The following is a 17,109-nucleotide window of genomic DNA, read 5'->3' as shown; positions in this document are numbered from 1 at the left end:
AAACCGTTAGACAAAAAATATTGCAATTATTAGTAAAATTCTCTCTTAATGTTAATTTTTATAAATTTACCTAATTATTTTCATCACAAAATGAAAATTTTAGAACTTAAAAAACAATAAATATAAGAAGGATGAGTTTTTAATTGTAGTAATTTGTATTAAATCAAATCTTAAAATTAACATTATGAAAAAAATACTTTTAGCAGCCGTTTTATTCCTGGCAGCATCGGCATCAATTCAGGCACAATTATTACAGATTGGGGTTAAAGCAGGGGTTAACTTTGCAAATCAAACCGGAGACGCAAATTTTGATGGAATAAATTTTAGCAAAGAAGGCATTACCAGTTATCATGCAGGTTTAGTTGCAGAAATTAAATTATTAGAAAGTTTTTCTGTTCAGCCTGAACTTTTATACTCTACGCAGGGAGCAACCTACAAAAATGCAGGAGAAGAATTCAAAAATGAATTAGGATATTTATCAATTCCTGTGATGGCAAAATTTTATCTAAGCGATTCATTCAGTTTGGAAGTTGGACCACAGGCATCCTTTTTATTAAGTGAAAGAAGTGATTTTGATGTAAAAGACGCAGAAACTTTTGAATTTGGTGTCAATGCCGGATTAGGGTTTAAGCTTACAAAGAATTTTTTCATTCAGGGTCGTTATGGTTTAGGGTTGACCGAAGCTTCAAAGAATGCTGACGTTAAAAACTCAGTAGTCCAATTATCAGCCGGATTTATGTTCTAAAAATATATCACATAGTTTTATAAAAACCGTTCTGTTAATTAGAACGGTTTTTTTATTTTTACCCAATTCAATGACAATTGCAAAAATCAATTGCAATGGCAATATCAAATATAATGTCAAGGCAATTAAAAAATCAATTTAATACAAAATCAAAAATATCTTACATATGAGAATTGCCATCATCAACGGACCCAATTTGAACCTTTTAGGAAAAAGAGAACCCGAAGTTTACGGAAGTCAGACTTTTAAAGATTATTTTGAAAGATTGGAACACAAATTTCCAAACGTTGAACTTTCCTATTACCAAAGTAATATTGAAGGCGAGCTGATTGGTAAAATTCAGGAAGTTGGTTTTACATTTGACGGAATCATTTTGAATGCCGGTGCTTATACACATACTTCGATTGGTTTAGGCGATGCAATAAAAGCCGTGACAACTCCCGTTATTGAAGTACATATTTCGAATACATATGCACGCGAAAGCTTCAGGCATCAATCGTATCTATCAGGAAATGCAAAGGGTGTTATTTTAGGTTTTGGTCTAAAAAGTTACGAATTGGCGATTCAGTCGTTTTTGTAAAATAGTAAAACTCTGGACTGAGCTAAAGACAGCCAGAGAAAAAGAGCTTCTACTCCGGTCAGCCCGATATACAATTTAACAAATTTTTAATAGGCTCGCCTTTAACATGTTTTATTTTTGTTAGAGAAAAATCTTTCATGAGAAACTATATATTATTTGCCTTTTTATTTTTTTCAATTTCTAACTTTGCTCAAATAAAAGGAATCATAACTGATGAGAAAGGAAATCCACTGCCTTTTGTTTCTGTTTTCGAAGAAAACACATATAGGGGAACAACATCAAATGAACAAGGAAAATATCAACTTAACGTAAAAGAAGTTGGCAAAAACAAAATTACTTTTCAGTCTTTAGGATTTAAAACACAAAAAATAACGGTTTCATCAGATTCGGAACCCATTGTTTTGGATGTAAAAATGCAGGAAGAAAGTTTTGCTTTGAATGAAGTGGTAATTGATCCCAAAAACAATCCTGCAAATGCAATTATCAGAAGCGCAATTGCAAATAAAAAAGAAAATTCCGAAAAAACATCCCGATATACTGCTGATTTTTATTCCAAAGGAATGTTTAAAGTCAAAGATTTACCCAAAAAGATTCTTGGGCAAAAAGTAGATCTTGGCGAAGATATGGCATCCAATTTAGATTCGACCGGAACAGGAATTTTATATTTGTCTGAAACTGTATCAAAGATCACTTTTGAGAAACCCAAAAAATTAAAAGAGAAAATCATTGCCTCAAAAATCTCGGGAAATAACAAAGGCTTCAGTTATAACACTGCCAGTTTATCCACTTATGATTTTTATGATAATACTTTAGAATTCGGCATCAATCTAATTTCGCCAATTGCAGATAATGCATTCAATTATTACAAATACAAACTTGAAGGCACTTTTTTTGATGCCAACAATCAGCAAATCAATAAAATAAAAGTAATACCCAAACGAGATAAAGAACCTGTTTTTGAAGGTTACATTTATATTGTTGATGATAGTTTTGCAATTTATGCAGTCGATTTAGACATAAAAGGGTATCGAATGAAAAATGAATTTACTGAAGTTATGACTTTAAAACAAAGCTTTAGTTATAATTCAAAAAATAAAATCTGGTCAAAAAACGCTCAGACGCTTTCTTTTAATGCTGGTGCTTTTGGCATTAAGTTTTCCGGGAATTTCAATTATGTATATTCTAATTATGAATTTCCGGATTCATTTGAGAAAAAGACTTTTGGAAATGAAATTGTTGCTTTTGAAGCAAACGCCAATAAAAAAGAGGAAACTTTCTGGAATGAAATTCGTCCCATTCCGTTAACGATTGAAGAAAGTACAGATTACACTAAAAAAGACAGTCTGCAGACGATTAGAAAATCTCAAAAATATACGGATTCCATTGATGCCAAAAACAATAAATTTAAGGTTTGGGATATTTTGACGGGCTATGATTACAAAAATACTTTTAAGCACAATTCTTTCGAATACAAAGGATTATTAAATATTACTTCCCTGAGTTTTAACACTGTCCAGGGCTTTAATTTAGATTCGGGTTTCTCTTTTAAAAAATGGAATGAAGAGGAAGGAAAAAGCACTTCGATAAGTACAACTTTTAATTACGGTTTTTCAGATGAGCGATTTCGCGTAGTTGGCGAGTTTAATCATCGGTTTAATGCTCTAAATTATGCCACAATTGGTATTTCCGGCGGTACAAAAGTTGCTCAGTTCAACAGTTTTGAACCCATAAGCAAATTGGTCAATTCTGTGAGTTCTTTATTTTTTAAAGATAATTACATGAAGCTGTATAATTTAGAATTTGCACAGATCAATTATTCGCAAGACGTTTTAAACGGAGTAAATTTGAATGGAAAAATCAGTTATGAGCAACGAAAACCTCTTTTTAATACAACCGATTATTCGTTCTTTAAAAAAGATGATTTTTATTCGTCTAACAATCCACAGGCACCAAATGATTTTGACACACCTGCTTTTGATGAACATCATTTGTTCAAAACTGCTTTAAGCGCACGGATCAATTTTGGAAATAAATATATTTCCAGACCAGACGGAAGGTATAATTTTAAAGATGAAAAGTATCCAACATTATTTTTAGCTTTTGAAAAAGCATTTGCCGCCAGCGAGAAAAAATATGAATTCGAAAGAATTGGTGCTTCAGTCCAATACGATCTATCATTAGGAAATAAAGGTTTATTAGGAATGAATTTGAGAGCGGGAAAATTCTTTAATGCCGAAAATATCGCTTTTATAGATTACAGACATTTTAACGGAAACCAAACCCACATTGGGACGAGCGATCGTTATCTTAATGTTTTTAACTTAATGCCTTATTATGCTAACAGCACCAATGACAGTTATTTGGAAATACATTTAGAGCACAATGATATGGGATTTATCATGAATAAAATTCCGTTATTGAATCTCTTAAAATCAACTATGAATCTCGGATTTCATTCGCTTGCAATTCCGGACAGAAAACCTTATTCTGAATTTACGGTTGGTTTAGACAATTTAGGCTTTGGAAAATTTAAATTATTCCGATTGGATTATGTTCATTCTTATCAAGGCGGTGTTCAACAAAATGGCGTTGTATTTGGAATGAAGATTTTGAATGTTTTGGATTAAACTCGCCTGAATATCCACAATATTGTCATTTCGACGAAAGGAGAAATCACTGAGGGAGAGCAATTTTCTATATTGCTAATGTAAGCTTCTTGTGTGACCTCTCCTTTCGTCGAAGTGACAAAAAGAAGCCAAAAATTATAATTAAATATAAATTATGCTTAATCCACAAGAAGGCTTTCATACTTATTATGTTTATATCATAACAAATAAGCATCGCTCTACTTTTTATATTGGAGTTACAAATAATTTAAAACTAAGACTCGAACAACATAAAGACAATCTAGAAACCGGAAGCAAAACTTTTGCATCAAAATACAACATCGAATTTCTGGTTTATTATGAAAAGTTCACTTGGATCCAGGAAGCAATTGCTAAAGAAAAAGAATTAAAAAAATGGAGAAGAGATAAAAAATTAAAATTAATTAAAGAATTCAATCCTGAATTTGAATTTTTAAATTATCATTTTGAATAAACAAACAATACTTGTCATTTCGACCTTTTTGGGAGAAATCGCATCCAATATTCAACTACTGTATTTCTCTGCTTGTGTGACTTCTCCTTCGTCGAAGTGACAAAAACGAGTCACTAAAAACCCTCTGAACCTTTACCACTTTGAACCTTCAAAAATCAATGATAATCATCCGGTTCAATATGAATTAAAACATTCCCTAATTGAGGTATTTTTTCTTTTAAGATATCTTGTAATTTATGTGATAATTCATGTCCTTCTTTTACAGATATTTTTGCTGATACAATGGCATGAAGATCTACATGATACCGCATTCCCGTTTTACGAATAAAACATTTTTCAGTTCCTAAAATTCCATCAACAGCTAAGGCAGTTACTCGAATTTCTTCGACTAAATCATCATTTAAATGCTCATCCATAATTTCGCCAAGTGCTGGCCTGAAAATTTTATAACTGTTGTATAGGATAAAAAAAGCAGCAAAAAGTGCCGCCCAGTCATCTGCAGATTCATATCCTTTTCCCATAAACAGTGCAATAGATATTCCGATAAATGCCGCTACAGAAGTTATGGCATCACTACGATGATGCCAGGCATCAGCTGCTAATGACGAACTATTGATTTGCTTGCTGCGTTTCATTACCAATCGAAATGAATATTCTTTCCAGATAATAATAGCTCCTAAAACATATAATGTCCATGATTTTGGCAAATCATGTGGAGTTTGAATATTGGCAATACTTTCATATCCAATAATAGTTGCTGAAGTAATTAAAAATCCGACTACTAAAAAGGTAATTAATGGTTCAGCACGGCCATGACCATAAGGATGATTTTCATCAGCCGGTTTATTAGAATATTTGATTCCGAATAGAACCAGACAAGACGAAAATATGTCCGTAGTTGATTCGATCGCATCGGCAATCAGGGCATAAGAATTGCCAAAAAAACCTGCCAGCCCTTTTAAGATGGCCAAGCAGGTGTTTCCAGCTATACTAAAGTAAGTAGCTTTTATAGCTTTTTGTTCATTCGTCATTTGAGACTTTTATCTACGCTCTCACGATTTTTGCTCCAATTGCTCTTAAACGCTCATCGATACGCTCGTATCCACGATCGATTTGTTCAATATTTTGAATTGTACTTGTTCCCTTTGCAGAAAGTGCAGCAATTAATAATGAAATCCCCGCACGAATATCAGGAGATGACATTGTTGTAGCTTTTAATTGAGATTCGAAATTATGTCCCATAACCACCGCTCTGTGCGGATCACATAACATAATTTTCGCACCCATATCAATTAATTTATCTACGAAAAACAAACGGCTTTCGAACATTTTCTGGTGAATCAAAACATCTCCTTTTGCTTGAGTTGCCACAACCAAAACAATACTCAATAAGTCAGGTGTAAATCCTGGCCAAGGAGCATCCGCAATTGTTAAGATCGAACCGTCAATATCTGTTTTTACTTCGTACCCGTCTGTATGGGCAGGAATATAAATATCATCTCCGCGTCTTTCGATTGTAATTCCAAGTTTTCTAAATGTATTCGGAATCAAGCCTAAGTTTTCCCAGCTTACATTTTTAATTGTGATTTCACTTTTTGTCATAGCTGCAAGACCAATCCAGGAGCCAATTTCGATCATATCCGGTAAGATTCTGTGCTCACATCCACCAAGGCTTTCAACACCTTCGACAGTCAATAAGTTAGATCCAACTCCGGTAATTTTAGCTCCCATTGAGTTCAGCATTTTACACAATTGCTGTAAATATGGTTCACAGGCAGCATTATAAACAGTAGTTGTTCCTTTTGCCAAAACAGCAGCCATTACAATATTTGCTGTTCCGGTTACTGATGCTTCATCAAGTAACATATCTGTTCCTTTCAATCCTTCTTCCGGTGATTCTACTCCATAAAAGTGATCTTCTCTGTTGTATCTGAATTTTGCCCCAAGATTAATAAACCCTTCAAAGTGTGTATCTAATCTGCGACGACCAATTTTATCACCACCCGGTTTTGGAATATATCCTTTTCCGAAACGTGCCAAAAGCGGTCCAACAATCATAATAGAACCACGAAGCGCCCCTCCTTCTTTCTTGAAAGCTTCGGTTTCTAAATATCCAACATTAACCTCATCAGCCTGAAACGTAATCGAACCCGGCTCATTGCGTTGGATTTTTACCCCTAAATTACCCAACAAAGTAATTAATTTATTGATGTCAATAATATCGGGAATATTATTAATTTTTACTTTATCTCCCGTTAAAAGCACGGCACATAAAATTTGTAATGCTTCGTTTTTTGCTCCTTGCGGAGTAATTTCTCCTTTTAAAGGAATTCCTCCTTCGATTTTAAAAATTCCCATATATTCTTTTTAAGGTTCTGAGTTACTGAGATTCTAAGGTTCTAAGTTTTCTCTTTAAAAAAGACTTAGCAACTTAGTTACTTAGCTGCTTAGCAACTTTTTTTTATTTCTGATTGTTGTTTTTTTGAAATGGCTTTGGTTTTCCCGGTCCTTTATTGTTTTTGTTGCCTTGAATTTTTGGTTGTCCGGGCGGTGTAATTTTATTTGACATACGTTTGTTGGTACGCAGTAAATCAGTTGTGTTTAAAAGTTCTTCTGTGCTTTGCAACAAGTTGATTTTCCCTCCGGATAATTCAAATAAATGTTCAAAAATCACATCGTCTTTCACTGTGTCTTTGTTCCAGCTTAAATACGATTTTTTCATGTGATTGGCGATTACCAGCACCAATGCATTTTTCATCTCCCCTTCCTCCCATTTATTGGCAACATCAATCATATATTTGATGTTATTACCATAAAATCTGTATTTTGGAAAGTTTTGAGGATACTGTAAAACATCCGGTTTTAGCTGTAACACATCACGTGACGGAATAGGATATGGCGATTCTACATCTAATTTAAAATCAGACATGATAAAAAGCTGATCCCATAATTTATGTTGAAAATCAGGCACATCACGCAAATGCGGATTCAGACTTCCCATAACCTGAATGATGTATTTCGCCGCTTTGTTGCGCGTTTCAGCATCTTCAATAATGGTAGCCTGATCGATCAGTTTTTGCAAATGACGACCATATTCCGGAATAAGTAAACGTTGTCTTTCAGAATTATATTCTAAGTTGAAAACAACGTCATTCGCGACTTCTTTTTTATATTTTTCGACCATAAGTTATAATGAAACTATACCTTCTATTGTAGAAACTTCTTTGTATTTACTGATGATTTCATCAGCACTGTTCATCGTTACATCTACAGAAACACTGGTAAATTTACCTGTTTTAGATTTTGTTGTTTTGATAACCGCACCCATTCTGTCAAAAGCTTTTTCAACCCGCTCCACATTATCGGCTACGGTAGGCACTATAAATTTATACAAATATTCTGCCGGCCAAGTGTTTGAATTGTCTAACTCAACCTTTAATCTTTCGTAAAATTCAGCGGTATTTTTTTCTTTATCGTTCTCCATTCGTAATTAAAAATAAACGCAAATATACGGTTTTGATTTCAGATTTTTTATATTGAAAAAAGATATTAATACGTGTATTTTTTTCACCACGAATTACACTAGTTTGCACTAATTATTATTACGAATAAACTTAGATATAAAGTTATGAATACAAGAGTCATATTGTCCTTAGCTATTTTAGTATTATTTATTCAGTGTAAAGAGCAAAAAACTAAAAAAGATACAACTAAAAAGGAACAAATTACTGCGCAAAATACATATAATTTTATTGGAACCGGAAGTATCAAATTTCAATTATTCTCTGACAGCAGCTATATTTTTACCGTAATACAAAAAGATTTTGATTATGAAAAAATCGAAAAATATAAAGGATTTTGTTATTTAAAAAGTGATACTTTATACTTCATGCCTATTAAGTTTAAATTTAATCGAAGTGAAAAAGCAGTAATTAAAAACAATTTCATCGAATTTGTTGATGGTGAATCACCTTTAAAAATAGAAATTAAAAAAAATCTATTTCACACAAAAGCCAAATTAGATCTTAAAAAATATAATGGTTACGCGTTTTTTACTTTTAATCCAGAATTTCAAAGATTCACATATTATGGTTATAAGCCCAAAACTATAAAACCTTCTGATTTAAATCAAAGTGAATTAATTGAACTTGATAAAATCCTACAACGATGTTTTAAAGAAAACGCTTCTAAACTAAGAAATATCAATCAATATGTCAAACAATGTGTTGTTGTGATAAATGAGAAACAAGAAAAAGAAGTTTGGATAGCATGTTATTGCAAAGATCCTTACAATAAAGAATCCTATAAATATTCTTTAATTAGAATGAATGACGGAGGAGAATGCAACATTAATTTAAAAATCAATTTAACCATTCATAATTACTCAGATTTAAATATTTCTGGTCGGGCATAAATTTATTTTTCTGCAGATTTTAAGATCACTCCCGAAAACAAAACCATGTTTCCTACCTAGCCCTGATTGAGGTGATATCCTTTTGTGGCAGGGTTTGCCATAAAAGATATAGCCGAAAGCAGGAACCCATATCCACTGAAAATGCTAAATTATTCGCTTTTGACAAATATTCTTTTTAATTACAAATAACTTTAGGTAAATTTGTGCTTTATTTTTAGAATAGTGCAAAAAGAAATCATAGTTCTCCTTGGCGGTCCTGGTACAGGAAAATCTACTCTTATTAACGAATTAGTCGCTCGTGGCTATTGCTGTTACCCTGAAATTTCAAGACAAGTTACACTCGAAGCACAGCAACGTGGAATCGATCAATTGTTTTTGGAACAGCCTTTATTATTTAGTGAAATGCTGCTGGAAGGACGCATCAAGCAATACGAAAAAGCTCTTAAGGAACCTGATAATGTGGTTTTTATTGATCGCGGAATTCCTGATGTTGTGGCCTATATGGATTATATTGGTGATGAATATCCAGAATCTTTTAGAGAAGCATGCGAGGATTATAAATACTCAAAAACTTTTATTTTACCACCTTGGGAAGAAATTTATATGAGCGACACTGAGCGTTACGAGAATTTTGAACAGGCTGTAACGATTCAGAATCATCTTATTGAAACATATAAAAAATACGGCTACGACTTAATAGAAGTACCAAAAGATACGGTTGAAAACAGAATTCTTTATATCTTAGATAAAATTTAGTCGTGTTTTAAAGTTGCGAAACTAGAAACTGCTTTCTAAATTTTTTAACTTTAAAACGAGACCAATGCCAGAAGCGCAAGAAATTCTTTTAAAATACTGGAAACACGAAAATTTCAGACCTCTCCAAAAAGAAATTATTGATTCGGTTTTGGATGGTCAGGATACTTTTGCTTTGTTGCCAACCGGGGGAGGAAAATCGATTTGTTTTCAGGTTCCGGCCATGATGCAGGACGGAATTTGTCTGGTGATTTCGCCTTTGGTAGCACTGATGAAAGATCAGGTTGCGAATTTACAGAAAAGAGAAATTAAAGCTATTGCGCTCACAGGTGGAATTCATACAGAAGAGATCATTGATCTTCTGGATAATTGCCAGTTCGGGAATTACAAGTTTTTATATCTTTCGCCTGAAAGATTACAATCGGATTGGATTTTGGAACGTATCAAAAATTTGCCTATTAATTTAATTGCGATTGATGAAGCGCATTGTGTTTCGCAATGGGGACATGATTTTCGTCCGGCATACCTGAAGATTTCAGAACTTAAAAAATTCTTTCCCAAAATTCCTTTTTTAGCTTTGACTGCCACAGCGACACCAAGAGTCATTGAAGATATCAAAACCGAATTAGGATTAAAAGACACAAAACTTTTTCAGCAGTCTTTTGCCAGGGAAAATATCGCGTACATGGTTTTTGAAGTTGAAGATAAAATGTATCGCGTTGAACAAATCCTGAAGAAAAACCCACAACCTTCTATTATATATGTGCGAAACAGAAAATCATGCCTGAATCTTTCGACACAATTGCAGTCGCTGGGTTTTAGGGCAACTTATTATCACGGCGGACTTTCGTCTAAAGAAAAAGATAAAAATATGCAGCTGTGGATGTCGGAAGAAGCACAGGTTATTGTGGCAACAAATGCTTTTGGAATGGGAATTGACAAAGCCAATGTAAAAACGGTTATTCACACACAACTTCCTGAAAACATAGAAAATTATTATCAGGAATCCGGAAGGGCCGGAAGAAATGGTGGTAAATCTTTTGCAGTTTTACTGACCAATTCATCAGACACCAATCAAACGGAACAACAGTTTTTGAGTGTTCTGCCTGATAAAAAGTTTCTGAATATAGTTTACGTCAAACTTTGCAACTATTTTCAGATTGCTTATGGCGAAGGTTTAGACGATTCATTTTCGTTCAAACTGAATCACTTTTGCCAGAAATACGACTTCCCTACCCTAAAGACTTATAATGCTTTACAGTTTCTGAATCAGCAGGGAATAATTACAATGTCTCAGGAATTCTCAGAAAAGATTACGATGCAGTTTTTAATCGAATCCAAAGAAGTCATTCGATACATTAGCCTGAATCCGAACGAAGAAGAAATTATTTTGGCTATTTTGAGAACTTATCCGGGGATTTACGAAATGAAAGTTGCTTTTAATCTTTCCTTAATTGCAAAAAAATCGAATCACACTGAAGAACAAGTTTCTGCCGTTTTAGAAAAATTAAGAGAAAAAGAAATTATTGAATATAAATCTAAAAATAACGATGCTACCATATTATTCAATGAAATTCGGGAAGATGACCGAACGATAAACAGGGTTTCTAAATATTTAGAAAGACAAAATCAACTTAAAAAAGATCAGCTTATGTCTGTTCTTCATTATATAAAGGAAGACAAGACCTGCAAAAACCGATTAATTCTGGATTATTTTGGAGAAAAGACCGAAGCCAATTGTGGTGTTTGTTCTTATTGCATCACGAAAAAAGGTAAAATCACCGAAGCTGATTCGATTGCTGACAAAATTCTGGCATTATTAAAAACAGCAGCTTTAACATCAAGGGAAATTCAGACCCAAATAAAAATGGATGCGAATGATATTATTTTGGTGCTTCAGGAATTACTGGAAAACAATCATATTACCATATTAGCGAATAATAAATACACTTTAAAATCATAATGGAAAAATTGAGAATTATATTTATGGGAACTCCTGAATTTGCTGTAGGCATTCTGGATACCATTATTAAAAACAATTACGATGTTGTCGGTGTGATTACCGCTGCAGATAAACCTGCAGGACGCGGGCAAAAAATAAAATATTCGGCAGTGAAAGAATATGCACTGGCGAACAACCTTACTTTATTACAACCAACTAATTTAAAAGACGAAAGTTTTTTAGCTGAACTAAAAGCCTTAAATGCTAATTTACAAATTGTGGTTGCTTTTAGAATGTTACCAAAAGTAGTTTGGGAGATGCCGAGTTTTGGCACTTTTAATCTTCATGCTTCTTTATTACCAAATTATCGTGGTGCAGCGCCTATTAACTGGGCTATTATTAATGGGGAAACCAAAACCGGTGTTACGACTTTCTTTATTGATGATAAAATAGATACCGGGGCAATGATCTTAAATTCGGAAATTACGATTGAACCAACAGAAAATGCCGGTCAATTACACGATCGATTAATGCATTTAGGAAGTCAGACTGTTATTGATACTTTGCAGGTTATTGAGAAAGGAAATGTTACTACAACAATTCAGGAAGACAATGCTGAAATTAAAACGGCTTATAAACTCAATAAAGAAAATTGTAAAATCGACTGGACAAAATCCGGAGATGAAATCAATAATCTGATTCGGGGTTTAAGCCCATATCCTGCAGCGTGGTGTTTTCTAAAAGACAAAAATGAAGAATTAAGTATCAAAATATATGAAGCAAAACTGATTGAAGAAGTCCATTCTTATGAAATTGGAAGCCTGATTAGCAGCAAAAAAGAAATTAAAATTGCTGTTCAAAATGGCTTTATTCAGCTTTTGAGTTTGCAATTACCCGGAAAAAAGAGAATGCAAGTAGCGGAATTATTAAATGGAAGTGCTTTTTCGGAGACAGCAAAAGTCTATTAAGCTCAGTAAAACAGGGGTTTTTACCTGTTTTTGACCGACAAACAACACGTTTTATGAACAAAAAAAGCAAGTTATTAACAATTTTTACTAAATTTAAAGAAAACACTTGCAAGGAACGGATTTCCTGCTAAATTTGTGTATTAACAATTTTTTTTTTAACCAACAATTAATAACTAATTATTATGAACAAATCAGAATTAATCGATGCTATCGCTGCTGATGCAGGAATTACAAAAGCTGCGGCTAAATTAGCTTTAGAATCTTTTTTAGGTAATGTAGGGTCAACTTTGAAAAAAGGAGGAAGAATTTCATTAGTAGGTTTTGGATCATGGTCAGTATCAGCCAGAGCTGCCAGAGACGGTAGAAATCCTCAAACAGGAAAAACTATTCAAATCGCTGCTAAAAATGTAGTTAAATTTAAAGCTGGAGCTGAATTAGAAGGTGCAGTGAACTAAGTAAGAAAGTTCCCTAAACTTATAATATAATCAAAACCTTCCACATGGAAGGTTTTTTTATACGGTTTAACGATTTTATTTGGGATTTTAAATATTTTATGATTAAATTTAATAAAAATTGTAGCCGTATGATTTCAGAAAAATTAAAAAAAGGACACCTGCTTATTGCCGAGCCTTCTATAATTGGAGATTTATCATTTAATAGATCGGTAATTTTATTAGCAGACCATAACAAAGAAGGATCAATAGGTTTTATCATCAATAAACCATTAAAATATACTATTAATGATTTAATACCTGAAATTGATGCCTCTTTCAAGATATATAATGGAGGGCCTGTAGAACAGGATAATCTTTATTTCATTCACAATATTCCAGAATTAATTCCGAATAGTGTTGAGATTTCTAATGGAATTTATTGGGGAGGTGATTTTGAATCAACCAAAGACTTAATAAACGACGGATCTATCAATAAAAACAATATTCGTTTTTTCTTAGGATATACCGGTTGGGACGAAAATCAGCTTGAAAATGAAATGCAGGGCAACTCCTGGATTATTGCCGATAATAATTATAAAAATAAAATTATCGGAAAATCTACCACCCATTTTTGGAAGGAACAAATTATTGAGCTGGGAGGCGATTATCTTATTTGGTCAAATGCACCTGAAAATCCATATCTGAATTAATTTTCAGAAATGGATTCATTCAGTTTTTGCACTAATAAATGAGCCACATTATTCGTAAACTCTTTTTTTCGGTATTTTGTTATCGGCTGTATTCCCGTGATTACGTTTGTCAGAAATAATTCGTCAGCTTTTTGAAGATCGAAAGGCGAAATTATTTCTTCAACAACTTCAATCCCTTCTGTTTTTTTAGCCAAAGCCAAAATTTGCCTGCGCATTACTCCATTTAGGCAGCCTTCAGAAATTGGCGGGGTAATTATTTTTTTGCCAATCACCATAAATAAGTTTCCCTGTAAAGCTTCAACAACATTTTTAGCATCATTAAGCAAAATACAGTTTTCAAAACCATTTTCACTGGCAAAAATACTTCCGGTAATATTAATCATCTTATTAGTTGTTTTAATGGATGATAATAATTGTCTGGACACATAGAAGTCTTTATACAAATCAACTTCATAATGAGACTCATTTAAAGCATAAGAAGCATTTTCAAGCGAAGTTGTGTGAATCAAAAAAGAAACCTCGTTCGTTTGAGGTAAATATAATCCGCCATTATTTCTAAAAACAGTAATTCTTGCTCTGGCCGATGCAGAAAATCCATTTTCCTGAACCACTTTTAAAATTTGTTCTTCAAAGTATTCCATTGTAAAATTCATCGGAATCTCCATTCGAACAACACGCATAGAAGCCATTAATCTAAAATAATGATCTTCAAGAAATAAAATTTTATTGTTAACTATCTTTACTGTTTCAAAAACACCGTCTCCATACAAAAATGCCCTGTTTTGAGTTAGTATATTATCGCCCTGCGCTATTATGTTTCCGTTAAAATTGATCATAAAAAAACCCTGAATTTTGTTCAGGGCAAATATAAGTCATAAAATAGAATTTTACTAAACTGATCCTATTAGATGTTTCAAATCCGAAATTTGATTCTCCCACAATTGTTTAGCTTCTCCTACTTCCTCTTTTTCAGCAAAATCGATAACCATTAATGACACATCTTTTGTTAATTCATCGACTAATATATGTAGTTCAAAAAAATACTCAGTGTCTTTACTAGCTTCATCTACCCATTTGAATTTTACTTTTTCACCGGTTTTTTTCGAAGCCAAACGCGCTTTTTCCTGCGAATCATTCCAGATAAAAGTAAAAAACTCACCTCGAGAATTTACATTATCAGCAAACCATTCAGACAAACCGGACGGAGTTGATATATATTGATATAATAACTGAGGAGAAGAATTAATCGGAAACTCTATTTCGTAGCGTATTTTTGAATCCATGTGATGCGTTTAATTTTTTTGGAAATATAAGAATATCTGTTCAAAAAAAAAGGTTTTTTAAAAATATTTTTTTTTCTTTGATTTATGCTTGTCAGCTTTAATATAATTTTTATATTTGCACCCGCAATGAGGAACTCGGTTCCCGATGCAATATTGGCGAGGTAGCTCAGTTGGTTAGAGCGCAGGATTCATAACCCTGAGGTCACGGGTTCAACTCCCGTCCTCGCTACAAGAAGGAAATAGCTTAAAACCCACTCCCAACAAGGGTTTTAAGCTTTCTTCAATCACTTTCGAAATGTGTAGTTACATTAAACGACAATGTAAACGGCAATGTAAAACTACACAATCAATGAAAAATTTACCTAATGGATGCTCATGCACTGAATTGTGGGTATCGCCTGAAAACTGGCAAACAACAACGTCAAAAGCTTCTTTAAAAAAACAATGGTACGTCCAATGCGATTACTATGATCCATTATTTAAAGAAAAATATCCAAAGGGATTTCCGTTCCGGAGAAAGCTAAATAAAATAAAAACTCTTGAAGGCCGAAGAGCTGCAGCAAAATTACTTTTAGAAGAAATTCCTAAGCTTTTTGAAGAAATGGGGTATAATCCCATAACCAAACAATATATGATTGAGACGGAATCTGAGCCAGAACCTGAAGATAAATATTTAACTGAAATTTGCCCAGACACTCCTTTTTTAACTGCATTGGATTTAGCACATAAAAGCATTAAAGTTGTAGAATCAACTTATAATGATATAAAATATATGCTTGATAGATTCAAAGTAGCCGCTCAACAGTTGAGGTTTGAAGAAATAAAAATATATGATATAAAAAGAAAACATATCCGTTTTACATTGGATCAATTAGAAAAAACAGAAGAGAGTTTCTCAGCTCACAAATTCAACAAGTATCGCGGATATCTTTCTACACTTTATAAAGAGTTGATGGAATATGAAGCTGTTGAGAGTGATATTATTTTGGAAATTAAAAAGCGTGTTCATGAAACACAAATAAGAGAAATTCTTACTGAAGAACAGAGAAAATATGTTAATGAACATTTAAAAAATAACTTTCCTGACTTTTGGAGATTTACAATTTTATTCTTCCATTCTGGTGGTCGTATTACTGAGCTACTAAACTTAAAAGTTGATGACATTTCGTTAGTCAATCAAAGATATCGTGTTCTTATAAAGAAAGGAAAGCAAAATAAATGGGTTGAACGTGTAATAAAAGATGTTGCAATGGATATTTGGATTAAATCTCTTTATGGAGCGAAAAAAGGAGATTATTTATTTTCTCGTGGATTGGTTCCTGGTCCTACTACTATTCGTAGGGAACAGATAGATAGACGTTGGAGAACACATGTAAAGAAAAAGTTGAATGTTACTGCTGATTTTTACAGTTTGAAACATTTAAATCTTGACCAAACGGCTGCTATGTTATCTTTGAAGGATGCAGCTGCTATGGCTAATCATACATCTACAAAAATGGTTGAGAAGCATTATGCTGTTGGAGAAAAAGAACGTCAATTTGAAAGGCTAAAAACGCTTAATAATAAATTTGCATAATGGAAATACCTGATATCATAATCTCATTAATAATACTCGCTTTAGTATTTACTATACTTTGGAATAAATTTAAAGGAAATCCAAGCAATAAATATCATAACGATAGCTGGAAAAAAAGAAAAAGCGGCCGTTAGTGGTCGCTTTTTCATTATTAATTGTAATAATAAGTTATAAAATATTGTCTTGTCAACTTTTATACCAAAGTTAAATCGCTAAGTTCATTTGCTAATTTGTGTAATCCTTTGGATATTTGCTCCATTTTATCTCCAGATAAAGGTGCTAATCCTTTTGTGTATTGTCGGAATAAACTTTGATTTATTTCTGCATAATGTTCTGCAAAAGCAGATTTATTAATCACATTGAAATAATCAAATACTTGCTCTAAATCTATCTCATAGGATAATTCAAAATCTCCTATCGTAACGGTTTCTCCTTTTTCCTGTAAATACTCTACATGATATTGAAGGACTTCGTTAAAATTTTCTTTTAATTCAGATATGCTACTCCCGACTGTAGCTAATCCATTTGTTTCTTTTGCATAAGCGGAAAAACCGGTATTAGTTTTCTCGATTATGACTGTTATCCTGCTTTTTTTTGCTTTCATA

Annotated in this window: 18 protein-coding genes and 1 tRNA gene; 12 read left to right on the top strand and 7 right to left on the bottom strand. The window is 33.0% G+C overall.

The genetic code is table 11. The features are described 5' to 3' along the window. The first annotated feature begins 184 nt into the window (after window positions 1-184). The 4 genes from PMI10_RS03385 (at window position 185) to PMI10_RS03370 (ending at window position 4,424) form a co-directional block, all read left to right on the top strand. Window positions 185-745: a porin family protein gene (locus tag PMI10_RS03385; protein WP_007804494.1), complete on the top strand. Its 561-nt coding sequence runs from the start codon at window positions 185-187 to the stop codon at window positions 743-745. A gap of 166 nt (window positions 746-911) precedes the next feature. After that, window positions 912-1,325: a type II 3-dehydroquinate dehydratase gene (aroQ, locus tag PMI10_RS03380; RefSeq protein WP_007804492.1), complete on the top strand. Its 414-nt coding sequence runs from the start codon at window positions 912-914 to the stop codon at window positions 1,323-1,325. 137 nt (window positions 1,326-1,462) lie between these two features. Beyond that, window positions 1,463-3,952 (top strand): DUF5686 and carboxypeptidase regulatory-like domain-containing protein, encoded by a 2,490-nt coding sequence (locus tag PMI10_RS03375; protein ID WP_007804489.1) that lies wholly within the window; start codon window positions 1,463-1,465, stop codon window positions 3,950-3,952. Between the two features lie 154 nt (window positions 3,953-4,106). Further along, entirely contained in the window at window positions 4,107-4,424 is a 318-nt protein-coding gene (locus PMI10_RS03370) for a GIY-YIG nuclease family protein (protein WP_007804487.1), read from the top strand. Window positions 4,425-4,579: 155 nt separating this feature from the next. On the opposite strand, the gene PMI10_RS03365 is transcribed toward PMI10_RS03370, so the two are convergent. The 4 genes from PMI10_RS03365 to PMI10_RS03350 form a co-directional block, all read right to left on the bottom strand. Next, entirely contained in the window at window positions 4,580-5,455 is an 876-nt protein-coding gene (locus tag PMI10_RS03365; RefSeq protein WP_007804485.1) for a cation diffusion facilitator family transporter, read from the bottom strand. Window positions 5,456-5,468: 13 nt separating this feature from the next. Next, the gene (gene murA / locus PMI10_RS03360; RefSeq protein ID WP_007804483.1) at window positions 5,469-6,782 is read right to left on the bottom strand and encodes a UDP-N-acetylglucosamine 1-carboxyvinyltransferase; all 1,314 of its coding nucleotides are present in this window, start codon (window positions 6,780-6,782) and stop codon (window positions 5,469-5,471) included. Between the two features lie 103 nt (window positions 6,783-6,885). Beyond that, the gene (locus tag PMI10_RS03355) at window positions 6,886-7,608 is read right to left on the bottom strand and encodes a DUF4290 domain-containing protein (protein WP_007804481.1); all 723 of its coding nucleotides are present in this window, start codon (window positions 7,606-7,608) and stop codon (window positions 6,886-6,888) included. A 3-nt stretch (window positions 7,609-7,611) separates the two neighbouring features. Next, the gene (locus PMI10_RS03350) at window positions 7,612-7,908 is read right to left on the bottom strand and encodes a DUF493 family protein (RefSeq protein WP_007804480.1); all 297 of its coding nucleotides are present in this window, start codon (window positions 7,906-7,908) and stop codon (window positions 7,612-7,614) included. A gap of 144 nt (window positions 7,909-8,052) precedes the next feature. Here PMI10_RS03350 and PMI10_RS03345 point away from each other — a divergent pair, with 144 nt between their 5' ends. The 6 genes from PMI10_RS03345 to PMI10_RS03320 all read left to right on the top strand — a co-directional run bounded on the left by PMI10_RS03345 (window position 8,053) and on the right by PMI10_RS03320 (window position 13,645). Beyond that, window positions 8,053-8,838: a hypothetical protein gene (locus PMI10_RS03345; protein WP_007804478.1), complete on the top strand. Its 786-nt coding sequence runs from the start codon at window positions 8,053-8,055 to the stop codon at window positions 8,836-8,838. A gap of 222 nt (window positions 8,839-9,060) precedes the next feature. Continuing rightward, window positions 9,061-9,594: an AAA family ATPase gene (locus PMI10_RS03340; protein ID WP_035631290.1), complete on the top strand. Its 534-nt coding sequence runs from the start codon at window positions 9,061-9,063 to the stop codon at window positions 9,592-9,594. Between the two features lie 64 nt (window positions 9,595-9,658). Then, a complete protein-coding gene (locus PMI10_RS03335; protein ID WP_007804474.1) occupies window positions 9,659-11,554 on the top strand; it encodes a RecQ family ATP-dependent DNA helicase in 1,896 nt (631 codons plus the stop codon). Then, a complete protein-coding gene (gene fmt / locus PMI10_RS03330; RefSeq protein WP_007804472.1) occupies window positions 11,554-12,501 on the top strand; it encodes a methionyl-tRNA formyltransferase in 948 nt (315 codons plus the stop codon). Before PMI10_RS03335 ends, fmt begins: the two co-directional genes overlap by 1 nt. A 182-nt stretch (window positions 12,502-12,683) precedes the next feature. Continuing rightward, window positions 12,684-12,956: an HU family DNA-binding protein gene (locus tag PMI10_RS03325; protein WP_007804470.1), complete on the top strand. Its 273-nt coding sequence runs from the start codon at window positions 12,684-12,686 to the stop codon at window positions 12,954-12,956. Window positions 12,957-13,084: 128 nt separating this feature from the next. Next, a complete protein-coding gene (locus PMI10_RS03320) occupies window positions 13,085-13,645 on the top strand; it encodes a YqgE/AlgH family protein (protein WP_007804468.1) in 561 nt (186 codons plus the stop codon). Here PMI10_RS03320 and PMI10_RS03315 read toward each other — a convergent pair. Then, window positions 13,642-14,481, bottom strand: a complete 840-nt coding sequence (locus tag PMI10_RS03315; RefSeq protein WP_007804465.1) for an aminotransferase class IV — start codon at window positions 14,479-14,481, stop codon at window positions 13,642-13,644. The two genes, PMI10_RS03320 and PMI10_RS03315, sit on opposite strands and share 4 nt — an antisense overlap. Window positions 14,482-14,535: 54 nt before the next feature. Next, window positions 14,536-14,928, bottom strand: a complete 393-nt coding sequence (locus PMI10_RS03310) for an START-like domain-containing protein (protein WP_007804463.1) — start codon at window positions 14,926-14,928, stop codon at window positions 14,536-14,538. A 155-nt stretch (window positions 14,929-15,083) separates the two neighbouring features. On the opposite strand from PMI10_RS03310, the gene PMI10_RS03300 reads away from it, so the two are divergent. Together PMI10_RS03300 and PMI10_RS03295 are read left to right on the top strand one after the other, a co-directional pair. Further along, window positions 15,084-15,157, top strand: a tRNA-Met gene (locus PMI10_RS03300). 120 nt (window positions 15,158-15,277) lie between these two features. Beyond that, window positions 15,278-16,504 carry a tyrosine-type recombinase/integrase gene (locus PMI10_RS03295; protein WP_007804461.1) on the top strand — a complete coding sequence of 409 codons (1,227 nt, stop codon included), beginning with the start codon at window positions 15,278-15,280 and terminating at the stop codon, window positions 16,502-16,504. A 193-nt stretch (window positions 16,505-16,697) separates the two neighbouring features. On the opposite strand, the gene PMI10_RS03290 is transcribed toward PMI10_RS03295, so the two are convergent. Then, window positions 16,698-17,108 (bottom strand): type II toxin-antitoxin system HicB family antitoxin, encoded by a 411-nt coding sequence (locus PMI10_RS03290; protein ID WP_007804457.1) that lies wholly within the window; start codon window positions 17,106-17,108, stop codon window positions 16,698-16,700. Between the last annotated feature and the right edge of the window lies 1 nt (window position 17,109).

The organism is Flavobacterium sp. CF136, assembly GCF_000282055.1.
Lineage (GTDB): Bacteria > Bacteroidota > Bacteroidia > Flavobacteriales > Flavobacteriaceae > Flavobacterium.
This window is presented reverse-complemented; position numbering and strand designations above follow the sequence as displayed.